This is a genomic window from Streptomyces coerulescens (genome assembly GCF_042657965.1).
GTDB lineage: Bacteria > Actinomycetota > Actinomycetes > Streptomycetales > Streptomycetaceae > Streptomyces > Streptomyces coerulescens.
This window is the reverse complement of the sequence record NZ_JBHSKM010000002.1, coordinates 1252517-1273021: the sequence shown is the minus strand read 5'-3', so window position 1 is coordinate 1273021 and position 20505 is coordinate 1252517. Positions and strand designations below refer to the sequence as shown.

16 protein-coding genes are annotated in these 20505 nt (G+C 69.0%); 12 read left to right on the top strand and 4 right to left on the bottom strand.

What is annotated here, in order from left to right; all coding sequences use genetic code 11:
• Positions 1–55 precede the first annotated feature (55 nt).
• The 10 genes from ACFPQ9_RS07070 (at position 56) to ACFPQ9_RS07025 (ending at position 10368) form a co-directional block, all read left to right on the top strand.
• Positions 56–1081: a trypsin-like serine peptidase gene (locus ACFPQ9_RS07070; protein WP_380848213.1), complete on the top strand. Its 1026-nt coding sequence runs from the start codon at positions 56–58 to the stop codon at positions 1079–1081.
• A 294-nt stretch (positions 1082–1375) separates the two neighbouring features.
• Complete coding sequence (locus ACFPQ9_RS07065) at positions 1376–2806, top strand: sulfatase family protein (protein WP_380848210.1); 1431 nt, start codon at positions 1376–1378, stop codon at positions 2804–2806.
• A gap of 176 nt (positions 2807–2982) precedes the next feature.
• Entirely contained in the window at positions 2983–4470 is a 1488-nt protein-coding gene (locus ACFPQ9_RS07060; protein ID WP_380848207.1) for a sensor histidine kinase, read from the top strand.
• A 180-nt stretch (positions 4471–4650) separates the two neighbouring features.
• Positions 4651–5526: a helix-turn-helix domain-containing protein gene (locus ACFPQ9_RS07055; RefSeq protein ID WP_380848204.1), complete on the top strand. Its 876-nt coding sequence runs from the start codon at positions 4651–4653 to the stop codon at positions 5524–5526.
• 97 nt (positions 5527–5623) lie between these two features.
• Positions 5624–5959 (top strand): winged helix-turn-helix transcriptional regulator, encoded by a 336-nt coding sequence (locus tag ACFPQ9_RS07050; protein WP_380848201.1) that lies wholly within the window; start codon positions 5624–5626, stop codon positions 5957–5959.
• Between the two features lie 102 nt (positions 5960–6061).
• The gene (locus tag ACFPQ9_RS07045) at positions 6062–6760 is read left to right on the top strand and encodes a response regulator transcription factor (RefSeq protein ID WP_380848198.1); all 699 of its coding nucleotides are present in this window, start codon (positions 6062–6064) and stop codon (positions 6758–6760) included.
• A gap of 179 nt (positions 6761–6939) precedes the next feature.
• Positions 6940–8142, top strand: a complete 1203-nt coding sequence (locus ACFPQ9_RS07040) for an ROK family transcriptional regulator (protein WP_380848486.1) — start codon at positions 6940–6942, stop codon at positions 8140–8142.
• A 132-nt stretch (positions 8143–8274) separates the two neighbouring features.
• On the top strand, positions 8275–8772 hold the full coding sequence (locus ACFPQ9_RS07035; RefSeq protein WP_380848195.1) for a CAP domain-containing protein: 498 nt from the start codon (positions 8275–8277) through the stop codon (positions 8770–8772).
• An 18-nt stretch (positions 8773–8790) separates the two neighbouring features.
• Positions 8791–9621 (top strand): glycoside hydrolase family protein, encoded by an 831-nt coding sequence (locus tag ACFPQ9_RS07030; RefSeq protein ID WP_380848192.1) that lies wholly within the window; start codon positions 8791–8793, stop codon positions 9619–9621.
• Between the two features lie 54 nt (positions 9622–9675).
• On the top strand, positions 9676–10368 hold the full coding sequence (locus tag ACFPQ9_RS07025; RefSeq protein ID WP_380848189.1) for a DNA/RNA non-specific endonuclease: 693 nt from the start codon (positions 9676–9678) through the stop codon (positions 10366–10368).
• 76 nt (positions 10369–10444) lie between these two features.
• Here ACFPQ9_RS07025 and ACFPQ9_RS07020 read toward each other — a convergent pair whose 3' ends face one another.
• Positions 10445–11974: a helix-turn-helix domain-containing protein gene (locus ACFPQ9_RS07020; protein WP_380848186.1), complete on the bottom strand. Its 1530-nt coding sequence runs from the start codon at positions 11972–11974 to the stop codon at positions 10445–10447.
• Between the two features lie 270 nt (positions 11975–12244).
• Positions 12245–13699: an argininosuccinate synthase gene (gene argG / locus ACFPQ9_RS07015; protein WP_380848183.1), complete on the bottom strand. Its 1455-nt coding sequence runs from the start codon at positions 13697–13699 to the stop codon at positions 12245–12247.
• A gap of 271 nt (positions 13700–13970) precedes the next feature.
• Here argG and acnA point away from each other — a divergent pair, with 271 nt between their 5' ends.
• Together acnA and ACFPQ9_RS07005 are read left to right on the top strand one after the other, a co-directional pair.
• A complete protein-coding gene (gene acnA / locus ACFPQ9_RS07010; RefSeq protein WP_380848180.1) occupies positions 13971–16688 on the top strand; it encodes an aconitate hydratase AcnA in 2718 nt (905 codons plus the stop codon).
• Between the two features lie 134 nt (positions 16689–16822).
• Positions 16823–18343 carry a sensor histidine kinase gene (locus ACFPQ9_RS07005; RefSeq protein ID WP_380848177.1) on the top strand — a complete coding sequence of 507 codons (1521 nt, stop codon included), beginning with the start codon at positions 16823–16825 and terminating at the stop codon, positions 18341–18343.
• A gap of 66 nt (positions 18344–18409) precedes the next feature.
• Here the strand turns inward: ACFPQ9_RS07005 and ACFPQ9_RS07000 are convergent, their stop codons facing one another.
• Together ACFPQ9_RS07000 and ACFPQ9_RS06995 are read right to left on the bottom strand one after the other, a co-directional pair.
• Complete coding sequence (locus tag ACFPQ9_RS07000; protein WP_380848174.1) at positions 18410–19690, bottom strand: MFS transporter; 1281 nt, start codon at positions 19688–19690, stop codon at positions 18410–18412.
• Positions 19691–20440, bottom strand: a complete 750-nt coding sequence (locus ACFPQ9_RS06995; RefSeq protein ID WP_380848171.1) for a GntR family transcriptional regulator — start codon at positions 20438–20440, stop codon at positions 19691–19693.
• Positions 20441–20505: the final 65 nt, after the last annotated feature.

The window sequence follows — 20505 nt, the reverse complement described above, 5'->3', positions numbered from 1 at the left end:
CACCCCGATGTCATGCCCATGCCGTACCACCCCCACCTTCTTCGGAGCCGAATCCATGAGACGTACCGCGATGCTGGTCAGCGTCCTCAGCCTCGCCGCCCTGGGCGCCACCGTCGGGCCGGCGCAGGCGGGGCCCGCACCCGCCGACAGCGAGACCCGTGCCACCGCCTTCTCCGACCAGGTGCAGGACAGAGCCCTGGAGTTCTGGACCGACGCCCGGCTGAACGCCGCCAAGGAGATGGCCGCGCCCGCCACCGCCCCGCAGACGCCGGCCGTCACATCGCTCCCCACCGACGACGGCGGGCCTCGACTGTCCGTCCCGCCGGCGGTCTTCCCGGACGCGGAGACCACTGCGCCCGCCACCGACGAGACGCCCGTGTCCACGCTCGCTTCCGAGCCGAAGCCCTGGAAGCGCGGCGGGCTGATCAGCAGGACCGCGGGCAAGGTGTTCTTCGAGAACGCCGCCGGCGACCTGTTCACCTGCTCGGCGACCGTCGCCAACAGCAAGAACAAGTCGGTCGTCCTCACCGCCGGGCACTGTGTGGTGGACGCCCGCACCGGCGAGGTCTTCCGCAAGTGGATCTTCATTCCGGGCTACCACAAGGGCCGGCGCCCGCACGGCACCTTCACCGCGAAGAAGCTCTTCCACCTGAAGTCGTACGTGTCCAGCCAGGGCAATGCCAACTGGGACGTCGCCTTCGCCACCCTGCGCAAGCGTGACGGCCGCCCGCTCGCCAAGATCGTGGGTGGTGCGCAGGGCATCAAGTTCAATGCGCCGACCGGGCGTTACGTCCATTCCTTCGGCTACGGCGGTTCGCGCGCCGAGGGCAACGGCGAGCGGCTGAACCACTGCCAGGGCAAGGAACACCGCGACCTCGGGCGCCCCGGCTCCACCATGTGGGGCATCGACTGCGTACAGACCGGCGGATCCAGCGGTGGTGCCTTCCTCGCCGAGTTCAAAGCCGACAAGGGTGTCGGTGTTCTGGTCGGCAACATCGCCGTCGGCACGGACGTAAGCGAGTACCACCCGCGTCTCGGCGACCGCGCCCGCAAGCTCTACAGGGCCGCCGGCAGGGCCTGATTCCCGCCCGGGGGCGGCGTTCCTCTCCCTTCCCCCGCCTCTGGGCTCCCCCGAACACCGGGCGACGTCACGGGTTTTCGTGTCGGCGCCCGGTGTTCATCTTTTGTATGCCGGTTTTGCGTGCCGGATCGACTTGCCGCAGAGCCGGAATAAATCCAGGAATAAATCCCCCAGCACTTATGGGTGTTGACCGGCGCGGAATCCGGCTGCCACGCTTTCGATATGATTCGTACTCGTCAATTGCTGACCCTGATAGTCGGCGCAGCGGCACTGGCTCTGGCAGCCCCGAGTGGAATGGCCGTGACAAAGAACAGTCCCGCCGTCACCACACAGCCGGTAGCGGTCGCGGCGGAAAAGCCGAACATTGTGTTCGTCCTCACCGACGACATGTCCTCGAATCTCCTGCCGTACATGCCGGAGGTTCAGAAACTCCGGTCGCAGGGCATGACGTTCAGCGACTTCGTGGTCAGCAACTCGCTGTGCTGCCCGTCCCGGGCGTCCATCTTCACCGGCCGATACCCCCACAACACCGGAGTCCTCAGCAACGACGGGCCGAACGGCGGATTCGGCGCCTTCCACAGTGGCGGAGAGGAGCGGGACACCTTCGCCACGGCCCTTCAGGCCAAGGGCTATCGCACCGCGATGATGGGCAAGTACCTGAACGGCTACAGCCCCAACGACACCGTCGCGGGCCAGAAGCCGTACGTACCGCCGGGCTGGGACCAGTGGGACGTCGTCGGCGGTGGCTATGAGGGCTACGACTACAAGCTCGCCCACAACCACCAGATCGAGTCGCACGGCGACCGGCCGAAGGACTATCTGACCGACGTGCTGAGCAAGAAGGGCACGAGCTTCGTCAAGAAGTCCGCGGCGGCGAACAAGCCGTTCCTGCTGGAGATCGCACTCTTCACGCCGCACGGTCCCTCCACGCCGGCGCCCCGTCACGAGAACGCCTTCCCCGGCCTTGAGGCCCCGCGCAGTCCCGCGTTCGACAAGTTGCCGACCAACACCCCGCCGTGGCTGGCCCGGCAGGACCGGCTGACCCAGCACGAGAAGAACACGATCGACCGGAAGTTCCGCAAGCGCGCCCAGGCGCTCCAGTCGATCGACGAGATGATCAAGAAGCTGCGCAACACCCTGGCCAGGGCCGGCGTCGCCGACGACACCTACATCGTCTTCGGCTCCGACAACGGCTTCCACCTGGGCGAGTACCGCCTCAAGGCGGGCAAGCAGACCGCCTTCGACACCGACGTCCGGGTACCGCTGGTGATCGCCGGACCCGGTGTCGCGGCAGGCAGGACGAGCAACGCCCAGGTGTCGAACATCGACCTCGCGCCCACCTTCCAGCGGATCGGCGGCGCCCCGGTGTCGTCCCGGGTGGACGGGCACAGCCTGCTTCCGCTCCTCGACGGCGGCTCCGACGCCAACTGGCGCACGAGCAACCTGATCGAGCACCGGCATGCCGACAAGTCGCCGGGCGACCCCGACAACGACGGCGGGGAGAGCATCAGCCCGCCGAACTACCATGCCCTGCGCACCAACTCCTACACCTACGTCGAGTACGGCAGCGGAGCGAAGGAGTACTACGACCTCCGCACCGACCCCTACCAACTGCACAACACCGTGGGGCAGCTCGGCGGGGCCCGGCTGGACAAGCTGCACGACGCGCTGACGCGACTCAAGGACTGCCGTGGCGACGGCTGTTGGAGCGCCGGGAACCCGTAGATCCTTTTTCCGCGGATGGCCCCCGCCCCGTAGTGTTGGCGGGGGCCGTCCGCACGCACTGGACGGGCCGAGGCCGGCGGAGTGCGGGTGACGGGTGACGGGTGACGGGTGCTGATGGTCGACGGAGGATTCGTCCTGCGTACGGATGCCGGTGAGCGGACGACCGGTGGCCGCCGGTGAAGCTCTCCACTCGGCTCGCCCTCACCGTCGGCGGCGGCGTACCCGTGCTGATCGTGGCCTGCGGCTGGCTGCTGCTGAGCCTCATCACCGATGACCTTCGCCGGCAGCAGGACGCTCAACTACAGGCACGTGCCACCGTCGTGGCCAAGAACACCAAGAACTACCTGGACGCGGCCGGGACCGGCCAGCCGGTGGTCGAGGAGGTCCGCCGGCGGCGGCTCATCAAGTCCACCAGCGGCATGGGCGTATGGGTCACCGGACCCACGGGCACGCTGCGAGCCGGTCCCCAACTCCCGTCCGCACAGCTGCCGTACAGCGCCCCGAAGCCGCTGAGGGTGACCGTCGACGGCCGGGACTGGCTGGTCCTTTCGCTGCCTGTCGCAATCGACCGGAAGCAAGACCGGCCCAACCTCTGGCTGTTCTCACCGGACACCGTCGAGGAGGAGCTGGCGCTGGTGCGCCGACGTGTCTACGTCGGGGCCGCGCTGGCCCTGCCACTGGCGGGAGCGGCAGCCTGGGCCATCGCCAACCGGGCTGTGCTGCCGCTGCGCCGACTGCAACGGCGTACCAGCGGACTCGACCCGCGAACCAGCTCTGCCCGGCTGGAGCACCGCCCCACCCGCATCGCCGAGGTCGATGACCTCGCGCTCACCCTGCAGACAGTGCTCAACCGCTACGACGAGCAGGTGGCACGTACCGGGGAGGCATTGGCCACGGCCCGGTCGTTCGCGGCGGCGGCCTCTCATGAGCTGCGTTCGCCGTTGGCGAGCATCCGCGCCAATCTGGATGTCCTGGCCGGGCCGTTCGAGCTCGAACCGGCGGAACGGACGGAGGTACTGGCCGAGTTGGTGGCCGAGCAGGAGAGACTGGTCGGCCTGCTCTCGATGCTGCGGACCCTGGCGCAGGGCGATCTGGTCGAGGCCGAGGCGTTCGAGTCGCTGGACCTCGGGGAGTTGGTGCACTCCTGCGTCGACGGACTGCGCCGCGCCCACCCCGGGACCGAGGTGTCCGTGCAGGCGGCGTCGGGACTGATCGCGCACGGCTGGGCGGAGGGACTGCGCTCGGCGGTGGACAACCTGCTGACCAACGCCCGGGTGCACGGCAGGGTCGGAGAACGCGCCGCCACCATCGTGGTGAGCCTGCGGCTGTCCGACCGGCCGGGCGAGCGGATCGCGGTACTCACCGTGGACGACGACGGCCCCGGCATCCCGCCCGAACGCCGGGAGAAGATTTTCGAGCGTTTCTGGCACGGTCCGGAGAGCCCCGGCTCCGGGCTGGGCCTCACCCTCGTCGCCCAGCAGGTCACCCTGCACCAGGGGCAGATCTCGATGTCGGACCGCCCGGACGGGCAGCGCGGCACACGCTGCGAGGTACGGCTGCCGCTGACCGGCGTGCGGGAGTTCGAGCACACACTTCCGTTGCTGCGCCGCGACTGGTTGAGCGGCGCGGCGCAGGCATCCGGAATTAATCCCGGCCGAGGCTGATTAATTCTGGCTCGAATCCACCCCGCCCGGGGTCGGCAAATCATGGGTTGGAAATCAATGCGCTGAATTAATCCCGCCTGGCGTCGATTTTTCCCGCCCGGATTCCTTGAGAACGGCACCTCCTCCTTGTCATGGTTCCGGAAAGCACTGTCGTATCCCAGGAAGAGAGGAACGCCGACGTTGGACGGAACCACCGCGGTCGCCCACACGATGTGGCGTGCGCTGCATGTGTGGAAGCGGACGCTGGGCAAGGGCGTGCACACGCTTCCGGTGCCGCCGTCGACGGGTATCGGGCTGAGTGTGCACGTGAGCGGCATCCTCGCCGTCCACGGGGGCCGCGGGGACACGCAGGAGACGGTCCTGCTGCCGGAGGACGTCTGCGTCACCCCCGCGGAACCGAACCGGCCGCTGGTCGTGTCCCCGAGAGGGAACAGGCCCGCCGTGATCGCGTCCCTCGCCATTCCCGAGGCCATGGTGCGCCGGTTCGCCGGCGAGGAATTCCGGATGGGGGAGCAGCAGTCCCCGCACCCGTGTCCCGCTGTCACCTCCGATCCGGTGCTCGCCGAAATGGTGAAGGCGGTCGTGGCTGCCGGTGAACTCGGCGCCGACGACACGTACGCGGACTCGGCGGCGAGTTTCATCCTCGCCCACCTCCGCATTGCGCGGTCGCGCACCGCCGCCCCGAAGGAGCCGGCGGGCGGTCTCACCCAGCAGCAACTGGATGCCGTCACCTCGTACATGAGAGCCAACTTCGCGCGGCCCATCACCCTGGACGATCTCGCCGCGCTGGTCTCCTTCAGCCGCTTCCACTTCCTGCGCTGCTTCAAGAACGCCACGGGCGCCACGCCCTACCGGTATCTCACCGAGCTGAGGATCGCGTCGGCGCGAACGCACCTGGATCACGGCACCGAGACCATCGCAGCCATAGGCCAGCGCTGCGGCTTCTCAGGCTCCGAGCACTTCTCCCGGAGCTTCCGCCGGGTCATGGGCTGCACACCGTCGCAGTACCGCGCGATACGGCCCGAGTCGCCCGCAGCCGGCCGCTCTCCGGCGTAGAGTCCCCGTCTCTTCGGAGAGTTTCCTCCCCTGGATACGCTTACCGCGGCAGCGGGACGTGCACGCGGCGAGGGGCGAAGGCATGGCGGGTGAGGGCATGACGAAGGAGTCTCGCACCGAGTGGGACCCGTACGCCGGCGGCTGTCCGTCCCGCGACGTTCTGCACCGCATCGGCGACAAGTGGACCGTGCTCGTCCTCGGAGAGCTGGTGGAAGCCGGTGCCGAGCGCTACACCGTGCTGCGCAGGAAGCTGGAGGGCGTGAGCGAGAAGATGCTCACGCAGACACTCCGCGCGCTGGAGCGGGACGGGCTGGTCCGCCGGACCATCCACCCCGAGATCCCACCCCGCGTCGAGTACGAGATCACCGAACTGGGCGCCACTCTGCGCGAGCCGCTGGTGGCGTTGAAGACGTCCCGCCGGTCCGCGGGATGAGTGGCGAGCGGCCTCGGACCAACGGGCAGGAAACCGGGGTCAGTCGGCCCACGCAGGGCATCGCGCCCGCAGGCATGGGCAACACCTTGAGAGGAGTGACGCATGGCCGGCAGGGCCGGACGAGTTCTCGTGGCCGATGACGACGTCAGCACGCGACGTTCGCTGGAACGCGGACTCCGGCTGGGGGGCTTCGAGGTGACGCTGGCCGGTGACGGCCGTTCCGCGATGGAGTCGATGAACAGAATCCGTCCGGACATCGTTGTCCTCGATGTCTGCATGCCCGACCTGAGCGGCATCGAAGTGTGCCGGACACTGCGCGAGAACGGGGACGACGTGCCCGTGCTCATGCTCTCCGGACTGGACGAAACTGCCGACAGGATCGCCGGGCTGCAGGCCGGCGGCGACGACTACCTGGTCAAGCCCTTCGCCCTCCAGGAACTGACGCTGCGTCTGCACGCCCTCCTGCGCCGGCGTCCTCCCGCCGCGACGGACCGGGTCCGGGTCGGCGGCCTGGTCGTGGAACCGTCCGCCCGCCAGGCGTGGCTGGACGGGCAGCTCCTGCACCTGACGCCCCGTGAGTTCCACCTCCTGGAGATGCTGGCCCGGAACGCGGGCCTGGTCCTCACCCGCGGCCAACTGCTCGAACACGTCTGGGGCTACGACGCCCGCGTCCGTACCGACGCCGTGGACACGTTCGTCAGCTATCTGAGGCGCAAGACGGAGGCAGAGGGGCGTCCCCGCATCCTGCACACGGTGCGGGGTGTCGGTTTCGTGCTGCGCGTTGACAACGGCCCGACCTGACCGCCTGTCCACCGTGCCGGGAGGGGCGGTTCAGGAGGGGCCGGGCGCGATCACAAAGATTCCACAAGAACGGTCCCTACTTTCCTCTTTGCGGCGGAGGGGGTTGCCGCGAGGAGGGGGGAGAAGTGCCGAACGCGACACGCAACACCACATGGGCACGGGAACAGTACGGGGACCGGATGCTGCGCTTGCTCCGCGAGTTCGGCCCGCTGACACGGAGCGAGTTGGGGGAGCTGTCAGGACTGTCACGCACCACGCTGTACGACGTCGTCAGCAGGCTCGTGGACAGTGGCCAGGTGATCGCCGCGGTGCCGGACAGCACTCCGCGCAGGCGGGGCCGCCCGGCGGAGAAGCTGATTCTGAACCCGGAGGCCGGCCGGGTGCTCGGGATCGACTTCGGGCGGCGGGCTGTTCGCGTGGTCGCGGTGGCGGGGGACCGCGACGACCTGGGGCGCGGAGGCTCGAGGCCCGGAGGCTTGGGGCGCCACGACTTGGAGCGCCCCGACGCCATCAGTGCGGCGAGTGAAGCGCATTCCCCAACGGCCCAGTGGCCGGACCGTATTGTCATCGCACGCCGGCTCGTCCGCACCCTGACCGGCGGACGACTGGGACTCGATGCCCTGAACGGTGTGGGAGTCGCGGTGACGGGCCCGGCGACCGACTCGCGCGCCGCGCTCGATAAGCGGGCCATGGCGGTGATGATGGGCCGCAGCTTCGGCACCCGGGTGCGGCTCGACAATGCCGCACGGCTCGCGGCCCTGGCCGAGACGGTCTGGGGCGCGGCCCACGGACAGCGAGACGTGCTGTACCTGGAACTCTCGGACGCTGTCGGTGGGGCCTTGGTGAGCGGTGGCGTGCTGCACCGTGGCGCACACGGCCGGTCGGGGGAGTTCGGGCATATCACCGCGGAGCCCGGAGGCGTGAAGTGCCCCTGCGGTGGCCAGGGTTGTCTGCAGACCGTCGCCTCGACCACGGCCATGCTCGACGCGTACCGACCCGGGGCGGACTTACCGGACCTGCTGGCCGCCTTGGGTTCCGGAGATCCGGCCGCCCATGCGGTGCTACGCCGGGCAGGGACCTACGTGGGGAGGGTCCTGGCGGGTCTGGTCAACGCGCTCGAACCCGGCATCGTCGTCGTGGGCGGCGAACTCGTCACCGTCGGCCCCACCCTGATGGAGTCGGTACAGCGTGAACTGCTGGCGAACGTCGTACGGTGCGGATCGCGGCCGTCGCCGCTCGTCCGGCCTGCGGAGTTGGGCGACCATGCCGCCGCCCTCGGGGCTGCGTCACTCCTGCGGCAGCTCGGCGGGGCTCCTTCGCATTCCGTCGGAAAAGGACTTGGCGCGACGGTCAGGATGTCGGGCGGACTGCGCGCGAATTAAAGACCGGCAGAACCGGATTAAATTGACCGCATTCAATCTGGAATGGAAAGCTCGAATGAGTCGAATCAGTGCTCGACTCGCGCCGTTCGGGCTGCTCATCACCCGAACTCCGACCAGATGGGAACGGAAAGAATGCGCATATCCAGGTACCTCGCCACGGTCCTTACGGTCACCGCGGCCACCACCGCGTTGTCGGCCACCTCCGCCGCCTCGGCATCGGCGGCACCGTCCGCTGAATCGCTGCGAGCCGGCGTGTTCAAGCTGACGAACGCCGAACGGGTCAAGGCCGGTTGCCCCAAGCTGAAGTACAACTCCGCGCTCGCCGAGGCCGCCCAACGGCACTCCGCCGACATGGCCAGGCACAACTTCGTCGACCATGTCGGCTCCAACGGCAGCACCATGGTGACCAGGGCCAGGGCGGCGGGCTACACCGGCTTCAGCGCGCTCGCGGAGAACGTCGCCGCCGGTCAGAAGAGCGCGGCCGCGGTCGTCAAGGGGTGGATGAAGTCCCCGGGGCATCGGGCCAACATTCTCAACTGCTCGCTCAAGCACCTGGGCGTCGGCCACGTGAAGAGGCCCGGTACCGCGCACGGGACGTACTGGACGCAGGACTTCGGCGCCAAGTTCTGACGCGGGAGCGTGGAAGCCATGCGCAAACTGCGCTTACTCGTGGTGCTGCTGGCCGTCCTGACCGTGCTCACCTCCACCGGGAGCAACCAGGCCGACGCGAGCGCATCCACCGCCGCTGTGAAGAAGAAGGGCGTCAGCGCCTGGAAATTCAAGGGGGTCACCGGGGCGATGGCCGACGCGAACGTCGGCTGGTTCTACACCTGGGCCTCGGACAGGCAGAAGATCAAGCCCCCGCCCGGCGTCGAGTTCGTACCCATGATCTGGGGCCGGGACTTCGTGACCGAACAACATCTCGGACGAGCCAAGGCGCAGGGCGGAACCCTGCTCGGATTCAACGAACCCGACCGGGCGGACCAGGCGGGGATGTCCGTGAGGGAGGCTCTGGATCTGTGGCCCCGGCTGCAGTCGACCGGAATGCGCCTCGGAGCACCCGCGGTGGCCACCGGCGGTGACCTGGCCGGCGGCTGGCTCGACCGCTTCATGAAAGGCGCCGCCGCCCGCGGCCACCGGGTCGACTTCGTTCCCCTGCATTGGTACGGCTCGGACTTCAACGCTCAAGCCGCGACCGGTCACTTGAAGAACTACCTGCGTGCCGTGTACCAGCGCTACAAGAAACCCATCTGGCTGACCGAGTACGCGCTGATCGACTTCTCCAGTGGGGCGCCGAAGTATCCGAGCAAGGAACGGCAGGCCGCCTTCGTGAAGAAGTCGACCGCAATGCTGGAGAAACTGCCGTACGTCAAGCGGTACGCGTGGTTCACGCTTTCCACGCAAAGAGGCCATGGCACCGGCCTCTACAACGGCACGCAGGCCAACCGCGTGGGTGCCGCCTACCGCGCTGCGCGGTAGCGAGAAGCCTCTTCTATTTCATTCCCTCTCTTCTCTTCTCAGGAAGGACGCGAAATGCGCGATCGTCAGCCCACTGGGCGTGTCCTGGCGGTACTGGCCGCCACTGCCTCTCTCGCCGTGATGGCGGGCGCCGGCTCGTCGGCCCACGCCGACACCGGGTCCCCGGACGGGGCTCAGGCCGTACAGGTCAATGCGACGGCCGCGGCGGAGATCCCCTGCGCCAAGTACCTCCAGAAGAAGCACACTTATCGGACGGACCCCGCGGGCCCCTCCTGGCAGACCTACAAGACGGACAAGCTTGGCAGGCCGGCTAACGCCGAGATCCGGATCGGGGCTGTGGATCGGGACCCCAAGCTCGGCCTGTGCGAGGCCGTCGTGGGTGAGTGGGGCGGTCCCGGGCACGTTGGCGCGCGGATGATCCCCGCCGGCGTCAGAGGTGCGGGCCACCGCGCCAATGTCGTCCCGGTCACCAAGTCGGCCGACAGGATCCTGAAGGCCGTGGAGCGCAAGACCCTGCGGTGCAACGCGAGCTACAAGATCGTCACCCTCGGGGTCACCGCCCAGTACAAGAAGAACGACAACGGAGTTGTTCCGTCCGGGTTCAGTGTTTACCTCGAGGCGAAGAACCGCGCCATCGAATTCGGCAGCAACTCGTTCCTGGCGTTCGACAACAAGGAGTACACCAAGGCCGGCGAGCGCAGGCTGATCGACTCCCTGGCGGACCAGGTGGAAGCGATGCGCTGCTGAAGTCCCATAGATACCGCCGCACCCCATCCCGGCCTGCTCAGTAGCAGGTCGGACAGGGTGCGACGGCTTCCGTCGATCAGATGTCCCGGAAGATCTCGATCTGCGCCCCGATGGAGTTCAGGCGCTCGGCGAGGTCCTCGTAACCCCGGTTGATGACGTACACGTTGCGGAGCACGGACGTGCCCTCCGCCGCCATCATCGCCAGCAGGACGACCACGGCGGGGCGCAGGGCCGGCGGGCACATCATTTCCGCGGCGCGCCAGCGGGTGGGGCCCTCGACCAGGACGCGGTGGGGGTCCAGCAACTGGAGGCGGCCGCCGAGGCGGTTGAGGTCGGTGAGGTAGATCGCGCGGTTGTCGTAGACCCAGTCGTGGATGAGGGTCTTGCCCGACGCGACGGCGGCGATGGCCGCGAAGAACGGGACGTTGTCGATGTTCAGGCCCGGGAAGGGCATGGGGTGGATCTTGTCGATCGGCGCCTCCAGTTTGGAGGGACGGACGGTGAGGTCCACCAGGCGCGTACGGCCGTTGTCGGCGAAGTACTCGGGGGTGCGGTCGTGGTCGAGGCCCATCTCCTCCAGGACCGCGAGCTCGATCTCCAGGAACTCGATCGGCACGCGACGCACCGTCAGCTCCGACTCCGTCACCACGGCGGCGGCCAGCAGGCTCATCGCCTCGACCGGGTCCTCCGAGGGGGAGTAGTCGACGTCCACGTCGATGTTCGGCACGCCGTGGACCGTGAGCGTCGTCGTGCCGATGCCCTCGACGCGGACGCCGAGCGTCTCCAGGAAGAAACAGAGGTCCTGGACCATGTAGTTGGAGGAGGCGTTGCGGATGACCGTGACGCCGTCGTGCCGGGCGGCGGCCAGCAGCGCGTTCTCGGTCACGGTGTCGCCGCGCTCGGTCAGCACGATCGGCCGGTCGGGACGTACCCCGCGGTCCACCACGGCGTGGTACTGACCCTCGGTCGCCGCGACGTCCAGGCCGAAGCGGCGCAGGGCGATCATGTGCGGCTCGATGGTGCGCGTACCGAGGTCGCAGCCACCGGCGTACGGCAGCTTGAAGTGGTTCATGCGGTGCAGCAGCGGGCCGAGGAACATGATGATCGAGCGGGTGCGGACGGCGGCCTCCGCGTCGATCGCGCCCATGTCCAGCTCGGCCGGCGGCACGATCTCCAGGTCGACGCCGTCGTTGATCCAACGGGTGCGCACACCGATGGAGTTGAGCACCTCCAGCAGGCGGTACACCTCCTCGATGCGGGCGACCCGGCGCAGCAGCGTGCGGCCCTTGTTGAGCAGGGAGGCGCACAGCAGGGCCACGCAGGCGTTCTTACTGGTCTTGACGTCGATCGAACCGGACAGCCGACGTCCGCCGACGACCCTCAGATGCATCGGACCGGCGTAACCCAGCGACACGATCTCGCTGTCCAGGGCTTCGCCGATCCGGGCGATCATCTCAAGGCTGATGTTCTGGTTGCCGCGCTCGATGCGATTGACGGCGCTCTGGGAGGTGCCGAGCGCCTCGGCCAGCTGCGTCTGTGTCCAGCCACGGTGTTGCCGGGCGTCACGGATGAGCTTGCCGATGCGTACGAGGTAGTCGTCTGCCATGAGGTTGAGGCTATCTCAGATATGAGATGGCACATTCCCAGGGGGGCCATTCGGGTGACGTGGCGTCAACGCCGCCCGGCGGTACGGGTACGACGTCATCCGGAATGTCCCAGCATATTCATTCATGTCATATTGCATCCGGTGATGGCGTGTCGGAAAGGCGGAGGGGCCGGTCCGACGCTCTCAGCGTCGGACCGGCCCCTCCGGTGGTCCGTCCCCGGTCCGTCCCTGGTCCGCGGTCCGCGGTGTCCCGTCCGGTGTCCCGGTCGGTCAGTCCGTGCCGGACTCCATCGCGGCGCGGTCCAGGAGCGCGTCCTCCTCGGACACCTCGCCGCGGGAGGCGATGGCCTCGGCGCCGCCCTCCGGCAGCTCCGGCATGGTGCCGATCAGACCGGTCGCGGCGGCCTGGGAGGCGCCGACGGTGGGGCTGCCGGTGCCGATCAGGCCGAGGCCGACGTACTGCTCCAGCTTGGCGCGGGAGTCGGCGATGTCGAGGTTGCGCATGGTCAGCTGACCGATCCGGTCCACCGGGCCGAACGCCGAGTCCTCGGTGCGCTCCATGGACAGCTTGTCCGGGTGGTAGCTGAACGCCGGGCCGGTCGTGTCGAGGATCGAGTAGTCCTCGCCGCGCCGCAGCCGCAGGGTCACCTCGCCGGTGACGGCCGCGCCGACCCACCGCTGGAGCGACTCCCGGATCATCAGCGCCTGCGGGTCCAGCCAGCGGCCCTCGTACATCAGCCGGCCGAGCCGCCGGCCCTCGTTGTGGTACTGGGCGAGGGTGTCCTCGTTGTGGATCGCGTTGACCAGGCGCTCGTACGCGGTGTGCAGCAGGGCCATGCCCGGCGCCTCGTAGATGCCGCGGCTCTTGGCCTCGATGATCCGGTTCTCGATCTGGTCCGACATGCCCAGGCCGTGGCGGCCGCCGATGGCGTTGGCCTCCATCACCAGGTCGACGGGGGAGGCGAACTCCTTGCCGTTGATGGTGACCGGCCGGCCCTGCTCGAAGCCGATCGTCACGTCCTCGGGGGCGATCTCGATGGACGGGTCCCAGAACTTCACGCCCATGATCGGCTCGACGGTCTCGACGCCGGTGTCCAGGTGTTCCAGGGTCTTGGCCTCGTGGGTGGCGCCCCAGATGTTGGCGTCCGTGGAGTACGCCTTCTCCGTGGAGTCCCGGTAGGGCAGCCCGTGGGCGAGCAGCCACTCCGACATCTCCTTGCGGCCGCCGAGCTCGGTCACGAAGTCCGCGTCCAGCCAGGGCTTGTAGATCCGCAGGTTCGGGTTGGCGAGCAGGCCGTAGCGGTAGAACCGCTCGATGTCGTTGCCCTTGAAGGTCGAGCCGTCGCCCCAGATCTGGACGTTGTCCTCGAGCATCGCGCGCACCAGCAGCGTGCCGGTGACGGCACGGCCCAGCGGCGTGGTGTTGAAGTACGCCCGTCCGCCGGAGCGGATGTGGAACGCACCGCAGGTCAGCGCGGCCAGGCCCTCCTCGACGAGGGCGGCACGGCAGTCGACCAGACGCGCCACCTCGGCGCCGTAGGCCTTGGCGCGGCCGGGCACCGAGGCGATGTCGGGCTCGTCGTACTGGCCGATGTCGGCGGTGTAGGTGCACGGGACGGCGCCCTTGTCGCGCATCCAGGCGACCGCGACCGAGGTGTCGAGACCGCCCGAGAAGGCGATGCCGACGCGCTCGCCGGTGGGAAGGGAGGTGAGGACCTTGCTCATAGGAAGAGTATGCATGACGCCGCATGGTCATGCAAAGGGGGTATGCGGAATCCAGGAAAGAAGGCATGCCGAAGCCCCGGGCATGACCATCGCGGCCCCATGTACTAGAGTTATCTCGACATCGAGATATCTGCCGAGGTGCACCGCAGCCGCGCGGCACCACCGATCCGACGGTAAGGGTTACCTAACTTAGCCTTACCTTAGCGGATCGGCCAAGATGCCGTGGCGGCAGGATCGTGGTGGTACGCGCACATCAATGAAGGAGACTGTCGTGTCGGCGAACAGCTTCGACGCCCGCAGCACGCTGCGCGTGGGCGACGAGTCGTACGAGATCTTCAGGCTGGACAAGGTCGAGGGCGCCGCGCGCCTCCCTTACAGCCTGAAGGTGCTGCTGGAGAACCTCCTCCGCACCGAGGACGGCGCGAACATCACCGCCGACCACATCCGCGCCCTCGGCAGCTGGGACTCCCAGGCCCAGCCGTCGCAGGAGATCCAGTTCACGCCGGCCCGCGTGATCATGCAGGACTTCACCGGCGTGCCGTGTGTCGTGGACCTCGCGACCATGCGTGAGGCCGTCAAGGAGCTCGGCGGCGACCCGGCGAAGGTCAACCCGCTCTCCCCGGCCGAGCTGGTCATCGACCACTCCGTCATCGCCGACAAGTTCGGCACCCACGAGGCCTTCGCCCAGAACGTCGAGCTGGAGTACGGCCGCAACAAGGAGCGCTACCAGTTCCTGCGCTGGGGCCAGACCGCCTTCGACGACTTCAAGGTCGTCCCGCCGGGCACCGGCATCGTCCACCAGGTGAACATCGAGCACCTCGCGCGCACGGTCATGGTCCGTAACGGCCAGGCGTACCCCGACACCCTCGTCGGCACCGACTCGCACACCACCATGGTCAACGGCCTCGGCGTCCTCGGCTGGGGCGTCGGCGGCATCGAGGCCGAGGCCGCCATGCTCGGCCAGCCGGTCTCCATGCTCATCCCGCGCGTCGTCGGCTTCAAGCTGACCGGTGAGCTCCAGCCCGGCACCACCGCCACCGACCTCGTGCTGACCATCACCGAGATGCTCCGCAAGCACGGCGTCGTCGGCAAGTTCGTCGAGTTCTACGGCGAGGGCGTGGCCGCCACCTCCCTCGCCAACCGCGCCACCATCGGCAACATGTCGCCGGAGTTCGGCTCCACCGCCGCGATCTTCCCGATCGACGACGAGACCCTGAACTACCTGCGGCTGACCGGCCGCTCCGACCAGCAGGTCGCGCTCGTCGAGGCGTACGCCAAGGAGCAGGGCCTCTGGCTGGACCCGAAGGCCGAGCCGGACTTCTCCGAGAAGCTGGAGCTCGACCTCTCCACGGTCGTCCCCTCCATCGCCGGCCCGAAGCGCCCGCAGGACCGCATCGTCCTCGCGAACGCCGCCGAGCAGTTCAAGCTGGACGTCCGCAACTACGTCGACGTCGTCGACGAGGCGGGCCAGGAGTCCTTCCCGGCCTCCGACGCCCCGGCCGTCGCCCCGAACGGCGCCCCGTCCAACCCGGTCACCGTGACCGCCCCCGACGGCTCGACGTACGAGATCGACCACGGCGCGGTCACCGTCGCGGCCATCACCTCCTGCACCAACACCTCGAACCCGTACGTCATGGTCGCCGCCGCGCTGGTGGCCAAGAAGGCCGTCGAGAAGGGCCTGACCCGCAAGCCGTGGGTCAAGACCACCCTCGCCCCGGGTTCGAAGGTCGTCACCGACTACTTCGACAAGGCGGGCCTGACCCCGTACCTCGACAAGGTCGGCTTCAACCTCGTCGGCTACGGCTGCACCACCTGCATCGGCAACTCCGGCCCGCTGCCGGAGGAGGTCTCCAAGGCCGTCAACGACCACGACCTCGCGGTCACCTCGGTCCTCTCCGGCAACCGGAACTTCGAGGGCCGGATCAACCCCGACGTCAAGATGAACTACCTGGCCTCCCCGCCGCTGGTCGTCGCGTACGCCCTCGCGGGCTCCATGAAGGTGGACATCACCCGCGACGCGCTCGGCGCCGACCAGGACGGCAACCCGGTCTTCCTGAAGGACATCTGGCCCTCCGAGGCCGAGGTCAACGACGTCGTGGCGAACGCCATCGGCGAGGACATGTTCTCCAAGTCCTACTCCGACGTCTTCGCGGGCGACGCCCAGTGGCAGGCGCTGCCGATCCCGACCGGCAACACCTTCGAGTGGGACGCCGAGTCGACGTACGTCCGCAAGCCCCCGTACTTCGAGGGCATGACCATGGAGACCACCCCGGTCTCCGACATCGCGGGCGCCCGCGTCCTGGCCAAGCTGGGCGACTCGGTCACCACCGACCACATCTCCCCGGCCGGTGCCATCAAGGCCGACACCCCGGCCGGCAAGTACCTCACCGAGCACGGTGTGGAGCGTCGTGACTTCAACTCCTACGGCTCGCGCCGAGGCAACCACGAGGTCATGATCCGCGGCACGTTCGCCAACATCCGTCTGCGCAACCAGATCGCGCCGGGCACCGAGGGCGGCTTCACCCGCGACTTCACCCAGGCCGACGCGCCGGTGTCGTTCATCTACGACGCCTCGCAGAACTACCAGGCCGCCGGCATCCCGCTGGTCATCCTGGGCGGCAAGGAGTACGGCTCCGGCTCGTCCCGCGACTGGGCGGCCAAGGGCACGGCCCTGCTTGGCGTCAAGGCCGTCATCACCGAGTCGTACGAGCGCATCCACCGCTCGAACCTCATCGGCATGGGCGTCCTGCCGCTGCAGTTCCCGGCCGGCCAGAACGCCGACTCGCTGGGCCTGACCGGCGAGGAGACCTTCTCCATCACCGGCGTGACCGAGCTGAACGAGGGCACCACCCCGAGCACGGTGAAGGTCACCACCGACACGGGCGTCGAGTTCGACGCGGTCGTCCGCATCGACACCCCCGGTGAGGCCGACTACTACCGCAACGGCGGCATCATGCAGTACGTGCTGCGCAGCCTGATCCGCAAGTAGGCGTCAGCAAACGGCAGTTGAGGGCCGCATCCCCGATCGGCGGGGATGCGGCCCTCGTCTTTTTCGTCCCGTCACATCGCCGGGGCTCAGCCGGAACACAGGGTTCCCTCAGCCTGCGGGGACAGGATCGGGACATGACTGGCACCGCTGGGTTCCGAACCGGACGAGTCCGTGTCCCTCGCCCCCTGCGCACGCGCCTGCCCGTGTTCATCGGCCTGACCCTGGTCGCCGTGTGCGCCGCGATGGCACTGGCCACCGCCTACGTCCAACGCGCCTACCTCCTGGGAAACCTGGACGACCGGGTCGACGACGCCGCCGAACGCAGCCTGGGCGGCGCACGGCTCCACCCCGAGCCGGCGGACGACCTGAGCTTCCTCAGGGACGGCGGCCACCCGACCGGCATGCTCGCCGCCCGGCTCGACGCGGACGGCGACATCCTCACCGCAGAGGTCGTCCGCCGGGACGCGCCGCCGCGCGCCCTGGACGACACCCAGCGGACGGCCCTCGCGGGCGTGGGGACCGACGGCTCGATGCACACAGCGACCGTCCCCGGCCTCGGCACCTACCGGATCACCGTCGCCCGGAGCGAGAGCATCCGTGTCCTCACGGGCCTCCCGATGGACGACGTACAGGACATGATCAGCGACTTGGTCGTGGCCGAGGCGGTCGTCGCGGTGGCCGGCCTCACCGTCGCGGGCGGCCTGTGCGCCGTGGTCGTACGACGCCAGCTGCGGCCCCTGGGCAGAGTCGCCGCCACCGCGGCCGAGGTCTCCCGCGCGCCGCTCGACCGGGGCGAGGTCACCGGCCTCACCCGCGTCCCGGCCCGGGACACCGACCCCGCCAGCGAGGCCGGCCAGGTCGGCGCCGCCCTGAACCGCATGATCGACCACGTGGAGTCCTCCCTCACCGCAGGCCGGCGCACCGAGGAACGCATGCGCCGCTTCCTCGCCGACGCCGGCCACGAACTGCGCACCCCGCTCGCCTCGATCGCGGGCTACGCCGAACTCATGAACCGCGGCACCGGGCGCATCGAGCCGCTGACGGCCTGGCGCAGCGTCTCCGCCGAGTCCGCCCGCATGACGGGCCTGGTCGAGGATCTGTTGCTGCTGGCCCGGCTGGACGAGGGCAGGCCCCTGCACCGCACCGAGGTGGATGTGGCGGCGCTGGTCGCGGAGGCGGTGCGGGAGGCACGGGCCGCCGGCAGCGGACACGACTGGCGGCTCGAACTCCGCCCGGACGCGACGCCGTCGGTCCTCGGCGACGAGGCCCGGCTGCACCAGGTCGTGGCCAATCTGCTGGCCAACGCGCGGATGCACACACCCGTCGGCACGAGAGTCGTCGTGGTCGTGGAGACCGGGGGCGACCGGTGCGTCGTACGGGTCCGCGACGACGGCCCCGGCATCCCGCCCGCCCTGGTACCGACGGTCTTCGACCGCTTCACGCGCGCCGACCCCTCCCGCGCCCGAAGCACCCCGCACGAAGGGGGATCCGGACTGGGCCTCGCCGTGGTGGCGGCGATCGTCGCGGGGCACGGCGGGCACATCGATGTCGAGAGCGACCCGGGCCGCACGGAGTTCACCGTACGACTGCCCCTCGCGACGACACTCCCGGTGGCACGGTCCCCGGATGCGGCGACGGCCGGGCAGCGGGTCTGAGGACCTTGTGCCTCGCGGGCACACAGGACGCGGACCGCGAGGTCCGGGGCATGGATCCCGATCGTCTCAACGTACGGCCGCTGCGCCGGCCTCCTCCTGCGGCACCGTGCGCATCGCCCGAATCGGCGACAAGAAGGTGGGGACGGCGCTCAGCGTCATCCCGGCCGCACCGATCGTCAGGGTGGTCGCCGCGCCGAACACCGAACCGAGCGTTCCACCCAGCAGTCCGCCCAGCGGAATGCCGCCCCAGGAGACGAAGCGGGCCGTCGCACTCACCCGGCCCAGCAGCCGGTCGGGGGCGAGGGCCTGCTGAAAGCTCGACTGGGCGACGACGCGGACGACTCCGCCCAGCGAGAGAGCCGCGAGCCCGACGGCCGCCCCGCACACGCTCCACCCCGGCCGGGCCACCGCCATCACGGCGGTGGGCGGACAGGTCACGAGCGGCGCGAGCCAGATGACCGGCCCCGGCCCGATCCACCTGGACACCCTGGTCGCCACCAGCGCGCCCACCAGGGCACCACACCCCATCCCCGACAGAATGATGCCGATACCGAAGGACTCGAGCCCGATTTCCCGCTCCAGGAAAACCAGCAGCATGGCTTGATACATGACCAGGAAGAGATTGAAGGTCGCGTCCCCGAGAATGATCGCGCGCAGACCGGCATGCCGGAGCACGAATGCCAGGCCTTCCTTGATTTCCCTGCCCAGTCGAGGGCGCCGACTCGGTTCCGCCGGTTTCCGCTCGCGCTTGGTGATACCGGCCGCCAGCACTCCCGACAGAGCCATCCCGACCGAACTCGCCAGCAGCGTCACGGGGGCTCCGAGCCAGCCGACCATCGGCCCCGCGATTCCCGGCCCGCTGATACTGGTCACCGAGCGAATCGCCGAGAGTTTCGCGTTTCCCTCCATGAGATTGCCGCGCCCCACCAGATGCGGCAGATAACTGACGTGGGCGACATCGAAGAAGACGGTCAGCACTCCATGAACCAAGGCGACCGTGTACAGCCACCGGATGGTCAGCAGCTGTGCCCACCACGCCACGGGCAGGGTGAGCAGGACCAGCGCTCTCGCCAGATCGGTGCCGATCATCACCGTTCGCTTGCGCATACGGTCCACCCACGCCCCGGCCGGCAGCCCGACCAGGAGCGAGCCCGCGGTGGTCATCGTGGTCAACAGCCCGACCTGGAACTCGTCGGCCTTCAATGCCGTGATGGCGACCAGGGGGAGAGCGAGAAACACGATGCGGTCGCCGAGTTGACCGAGTGCGGTGGCCGCGCACAGCCGACGGAAATCCGCCTCCCGCAGCAAACCGAGCCGGCGCCGGGAGGAAATCGCGGTGCGCGTCACCTAGGGCCGCCGCCGTTCCACCGCGAACTCGTACGCCACTTCCCGCCGTACGTCCGGAATGACCATGTCGGCGGTTTCCACCGGGCGCCCGTCGATGTCGAAGATGGTGCGCTCGATCCGGAGCACCAGATCCCCGGCACCGATCCCCAGAAGGTTCGCCTGTTCCCGGGTGGCGCGGGCCGGGCGCGGCAGTTCGACGACGGTCTCGATGTCCACACCGATGGAACGCATCCGCTCGACGACCCCCTTTCCCGCCAGCGGCCCCTTTTCGGGAAGCATGACCGGCGTTCCGTCCGTGATGGCCATCGGTTCCCAGGAACGGGAGAGCTGAACCGGCTGTCCGTCGGCGAGGAACTCGTAACGGGTATGGACGCAGAGGTCGCCGGGCGCGATGGCGAGCCGCTCGGCGATCGCCGCGGGCGCGGGAACCCGCACCTCGCTGTGCGCATCCCAGGCCCCGGCCCTGCCCCGTTCCTCCCCGGCGGCGAGCGACGGAGCGCCGTGTCGTGAGCGGACCATCCGCAGCCGCTCGCGCGGCACGCGGACGTAGGTCCCCGAGCCCGCGCGTCCTTCGAGCAGGCCCTCGGCGATCAGCCGGTCCACGGCCCGCTGGGTGACGTTCCGCCCGACCCCGTACTCCTCGGCGAGCCGGGCCCGCGAAGGCACCCGTTCGCCGATCTCCCACTCACCCGCGAGGATCCGCGCGTGCAGCGCGTCGGCCACTTCCAGGTAAGGCGCCTCTCGGGGCATGCACGACTCTCCGGTTGCTCGACGGCACGGACGCTGGTGATTCCAGCCGGAGTTGGGAAGCTACT